Origin of the sequence: Cecembia sp. (genome assembly GCF_007126775.1) — a bacterium.
Lineage (GTDB): Bacteria > Bacteroidota > Bacteroidia > Cytophagales > Cyclobacteriaceae > Cecembia.
In genome coordinates, this window is the sequence record NZ_SLAP01000213.1 from 1 (window position 1) to 4771 (window position 4771).

The 4771-nt window shown below is 37.5% G+C and carries 7 protein-coding genes; 6 read left to right on the top strand and 1 reads right to left on the bottom strand.

The genetic code is table 11. The features are described from left to right. Positions 1–109 precede the first annotated feature (109 nt). A complete protein-coding gene (locus QZT73_RS14195) occupies positions 110–805 on the bottom strand; it encodes a ComF family protein (protein ID WP_291779510.1) in 696 nt (231 codons plus the stop codon). Positions 806–884: 79 nt separating this feature from the next. On the opposite strand from QZT73_RS14195, the gene QZT73_RS14200 reads away from it, so the two are divergent. The 6 genes from QZT73_RS14200 to mnmG all read left to right on the top strand — a co-directional run. Next, the gene (locus QZT73_RS14200; protein WP_291779507.1) at positions 885–1241 is read left to right on the top strand and encodes a carboxymuconolactone decarboxylase family protein; all 357 of its coding nucleotides are present in this window, start codon (positions 885–887) and stop codon (positions 1239–1241) included. After that, entirely contained in the window at positions 1234–1596 is a 363-nt protein-coding gene (locus tag QZT73_RS14205; protein WP_291779505.1) for a hypothetical protein, read from the top strand. The genes QZT73_RS14200 and QZT73_RS14205 overlap by 8 nt, the downstream gene beginning before the upstream one ends. A 36-nt stretch (positions 1597–1632) precedes the next feature. Continuing rightward, on the top strand, positions 1633–2397 hold the full coding sequence (locus QZT73_RS14210) for an exodeoxyribonuclease III (protein WP_291788817.1): 765 nt from the start codon (positions 1633–1635) through the stop codon (positions 2395–2397). Between the two features lie 37 nt (positions 2398–2434). Further along, positions 2435–2833, top strand: coding sequence for an ATP-binding protein (locus QZT73_RS14215; RefSeq protein ID WP_291779500.1), 399 nt, complete (start codon positions 2435–2437; stop codon positions 2831–2833). Between the two features lies 1 nt (position 2834). Then, positions 2835–3257 carry an rRNA maturation RNase YbeY gene (gene ybeY, locus QZT73_RS14220; RefSeq protein WP_291779497.1) on the top strand — a complete coding sequence of 141 codons (423 nt, stop codon included), beginning with the start codon at positions 2835–2837 and terminating at the stop codon, positions 3255–3257. A gap of 88 nt (positions 3258–3345) precedes the next feature. Continuing rightward, positions 3346–4771: tRNA uridine-5-carboxymethylaminomethyl(34) synthesis enzyme MnmG (gene mnmG / locus QZT73_RS14225; protein ID WP_291788820.1), on the top strand; the 1426-nt coding region annotated here is incomplete at its 3' end.

The window sequence follows — 4771 nt, forward strand, 5'->3', positions numbered from 1 at the left end:
GATATAATTTATTAAAAATTTTCAATGAAAAAAATTGCTTGTTTGAGATGGATAGAAAGCAGCTATGTAAAGTAGCTTTATGTTTTAAGCAGTTTTTGGTGCTCAAATTTTAATTCTTCCCTGCTGCGAGCACTGCCATATCCACTACTTCTGCTCCAGAATGCAGTAAAACATTGGCGCATGTCACCAAAGTTGCACCCGTGGTCATCACATCATCTACCAAAAGAATTTTCTGTCCTTTAATATTTGCTAGGGGAATAATTTCAAAAACGTCAGCAACGTTTTGAAGGCGTTGCATCCTGGATTTCTTTGTTTGTGTTTCTGTGAAATGCACCCTTTTTAACGCAGATACTACAGGTATTTCCAAGGAGGCATTCAGTCCAAGAGCAAATTGTTCGCTTTGATTGTATCCCCTGTGTTTTTGTTTTAGGGGATGGAGTGGAACTGGTACAATCTGATCCCATGTATTCTCGAAGCCATTTTCTTTCAGAATTTGTCCATATACTTTACCGAGTTCCACCCCGATTTCAGGTCTATTTCTATATTTCAACAAATGCAATAATTTTTGGCTGTTTCCTTTCTTGGTATATCTTAAAAATGCAAAAACCATTCTTGGCTTAGTAAGGCCCAAAATTTTTACCAAAAGGTCGTTATTTTGAGGTTGAAGGTGGTAATTGGTAACAGGAAGGTCAGCAATACAGATTTTACAGAGTTGATTTTCGAACTCATAAAGGCTCCTTTTACAGAGGCAACAGGTTTTTGGGAAAACCAATGACAAAAAATCTTCAAAAATAGGGAAACGCATTTCCAAAAAGGCTTGTTACAACTCCATGACAGTAAAATACCTGTTATATTTACAGGTTAAATTAACATCCTAAAAATTAATGAATTTAATAGAAGAATTCAATACTTACAGGAGCGAAATGAATGAAAAAATCATGGCTTCTGATAACAAGGTGATCAAAAGGTTTTTCAACCTGGACACCAATACCTATTCAGAAGGTGCTGTGGATGTCAAAACCAAGGAAATGATAGGCTTGGCCTGTTCAATGGTCTTGCGATGTGATGACTGCATTAAGTACCACCTTGGCAAATCATTTGAGGCAGGACTTAAGAAAGAAGAAATATTTGAAGTTTTTTCCATTGCAACCGTAATTGGCGGCTCTATTGTGATTCCACATTTGAGAAGGGCGGTTGAATATTGGGAATTACTGGAAAAAGAAGGAAAAAGGGATGTTTAAGAAAGACCTCGACCTGGAGAAGCGCTGGAGTAAATTACTTCAGGGTATCGCAGAATTGATAGGAAAAAAACCCAATGATATGAATGGGGTTCTTTTTTTGATAGGAGTGCAGGAATTGGGTCAGGGAAATAAAAACTTTTCAAAAGAGCAAAAGCAGGATCTCATGCACATAGCCATTTGCAAGGTTTTGAGTTACGCAGGCTTTTACGAACTGGATTACATTGATCAGGACGGATGGCCACATTGGAAATTAATCAATAAGTTACCACATTTTGATATTCTGGAGCAAGAGAAGTTGCTTAAGATCCATGTTTTGGAATATTTCGAAAAAGAATTTGACATAGAAATAAAATAAGGATAAGTAAATTGTAAAGAAAATCATCCAAAATAAATGAAAATCGTATCCTATAATGTTAATGGTATCCGTGCTGCATTAAACAAAGGTTTTGCAGACTGGCTCAGAAAAAATGATCCTGATATCATTGGTTTACAGGAGGTTAAAGCCTTAGAATCCCAAATTGACAAATCCATTTTTGAGGATATGGGATACCAGGTTTATTGGTTTCCAGCAGTAAAGAAAGGCTACAGTGGGGTTGCAATCCTAAGTAAAGAAGCACCCAAAAAAGTGACCTATGGTATGGGTTTACCCGTATACGATGATGAAGGAAGAATGATCAGAGCAGATTATGAGGACTTTTCCTTTATTTCTGCTTATTTTCCATCAGGAACCACAGGAGACATCAGACAGGATTTCAAATACCAGTTTCTGGATGACATATTTGGCTATTCTCAAGATCTAATCAAAGAATATCCCAAACTTATCTTAAGTGGAGATTACAATATCTGTCACAAGGCCATTGACATTCATAACCCTGTGTCCAATAAGAATTCATCTGGTTTTCTTCCTGAAGAAAGGGCTTGGATGGATAAATTTACCGAATCAGGGTTCGATGATAGCTTTAGGTTATTTAACCAAGACCCCCATCATTACACCTGGTGGAGTTACCGGGCAGGCTCAAGGGGTAAAAACTTGGGTTGGCGTATAGATTACCATATGACCACTACTGCTATGAAAGAACAGATTAAAAATGCGAAAATAATGGCAGATGCGGTTCACTCAGACCATTGCCCCATTCTCATTGAAATGAATAAATAAAAGAATATATAATCGTTAATTTATCTATAAAACATTAATGAAATCTATTAAAATTTCAATACCTTCTATAATTGAGAATATCAAAATCATAGAAAGTTTCATTGACAATGCCAGGGATAAATATGCTATTGATGATGATATTTATGGCAATATCATGATTTCGGTAACTGAAGGTGTAACCAATGCCATCATACATGGCAATAGATTGGACAGCAGCAAAAAGGTACATCTTGAACTCAAGCTGGATGATGAACAGATAGAGTTTACTATCACAGATGAAGGTAGAGGTTTTGACTATGCGCATCTTCAAGATCCGACAGCCCCTGAAAATTTGGAGAAAGCTGGAGGAAGAGGAATTTTCATCATCAAACACCTAGCAGATGATGTCAAATTTGAAGATGAAGGAAGAAAGGCAGTGTTGACATTTTATATGTAATATGGCTATTCTATTTTTTGAAGAGGATATACGGTTTCCTGTAAGGAATAAAAATAAGTTCAAAAAGTGGCTAAGAACTGTAGCAGCAAAGGAAGGCAAGCGAATTGGTGAATTAAATTATATATTCTGTACAGACGAGTACCTATATCAAATTAATGTCGAATATTTGAATCACAGCACATACACAGATATTATTACTTTCGACAATTCGGAGGATGTTAACTTTATAGAAGGAGACATCTTTATAAGTGTAGAACGGATTAGAGAAAATGCTCATATAGAAGGGGCAGCATTAGAAAATGAATTACTTCGGGTAATGAGCCATGGCTTGCTTCACTTAATGGGATACAAGGACAAAAAAGAAGAGGATAAAAGACTAATGAGGGAAATGGAGAACCAATCTATTTCACTCTTCCCTTATTGATGTTCCACGTGGAACACCTCATAACTGATGATAAAAGATTTTATAAGAGAAGTGTTCCACGTGGAACACTTTATAAATAGGAAAATATATGTTTCCAGAATATGATGTGATCGTAGTAGGAGCAGGACATGCGGGCTGTGAAGCTGCGCACGCTGCTGCAACAATTGGTGCTAAGGTCCTGCTTTGCACAATGAATATGAATACAATCGCTCAAATGTCATGCAATCCTGCCATGGGTGGCGTTGCGAAAGGACAAATTGTGCGCGAGATAGATGCATTGGGAGGCAAGTCAGGAATAATTTCTGATAAATCAATGATACAGTTCCGGATGCTCAATCGCTCAAAAGGGCCTGCCATGTGGTCTCCTAGGACTCAAAATGACAGAATGCGTTTTGCAGAAGAATGGCGATTGGCTTTAGAAAGAACTCCCAATGTAGATTTCTGGCAGGAAATGATCAATGGGATAGTAGTAAAAGACAATAGAGTAATAGGTGTAAAAACAGGAATAGGTTTAGAAATCAAGGCAAAATCTGTTGTACTTACAAATGGCACATTCCTAAACGGTATCATTCATATTGGAGAAAAGCAATTTGGCGGTGGAAGGACAGGTGAATCTGCTGCTAAAGGAATAACAGAACAACTCGTTTCTTTGGGATTTGAAGCGGGAAGAATGAAAACCGGTACACCGCCAAGGGTAGATGGGAGATCTTTGGACTACAAAAAGATGGAAGTGCAGGAAGGAGACTCTCAACCAGAGAAATTCTCATATTCAGATGAGACAAGTCCGCTAAAGGAACAAAGAAATTGTTGGATAACATATACCAATAAAAGTGTACACGAAACTTTAGAGACAGGGTTTGATCGTTCTCCAATGTTCAATGGCCGTATTCAGGGACTAGGACCGCGATACTGTCCATCTATAGAGGACAAAATAAACCGTTTTGCAGAACGTGAAAGACATCAAATTTTTGTAGAACCTGAGGGTTGGAATACTGTGGAAATCTATGTTAATGGCTTTTCTACATCATTGCCGGAAGATGTACAATACAAAGCCATGCAAAAAATCCCGGGCTTTGAAAATGCTAAAATGTTCCGTCCTGGATATGCAATAGAATATGATTTCTTCCCTCCTACGCAGTTAAAATTGACACTGGAGACTCATTTAATAAATGATCTATACTTCGCAGGACAAATCAATGGTACTACCGGTTATGAGGAAGCAGCTTCCCAAGGACTTATTGCAGGTATTAATGCAGCATTAAAGGTTCAGGAAAAAGATCCTTTTATACTGAAACGCTCTGATGCCTACATAGGAGTACTCATTGATGATCTAATCAATAAGGGTACAGATGAACCATATAGAATGTTTACCTCACGTGCCGAATTCAGATTATTGCTGAGACAAGACAATGCAGATCTTAGATTGACCCAATTAGGGCATCAAATAGGACTTGCTGAAAATAATAGGCTTGAAAAAATGTTAGATAAAAAATCAGATACTGCCAAATTGATCA

Coding starts and splice junctions, on each gene's coding strand:
- QZT73_RS14210 (WP_291788817.1), top strand. CDS start 1,633: ATGAAAATCGTATCCTATAATGTTAATGGTATCCGTGCTGCATTAAAC.
- ybeY (WP_291779497.1), top strand. CDS start 2,835: ATGGCTATTCTATTTTTTGAAGAGGATATACGGTTTCCTGTAAGGAAT.
- QZT73_RS14205 (WP_291779505.1), top strand. CDS start 1,234: ATGTTTAAGAAAGACCTCGACCTGGAGAAGCGCTGGAGTAAATTACTT.
- QZT73_RS14200 (WP_291779507.1), top strand. CDS start 885: ATGAATTTAATAGAAGAATTCAATACTTACAGGAGCGAAATGAATGAA.
- QZT73_RS14215 (WP_291779500.1), top strand. CDS start 2,435: ATGAAATCTATTAAAATTTCAATACCTTCTATAATTGAGAATATCAAA.
- QZT73_RS14195 (WP_291779510.1), bottom strand. CDS start 805: ATGCGTTTCCCTATTTTTGAAGATTTTTTGTCATTGGTTTTCCCAAAA.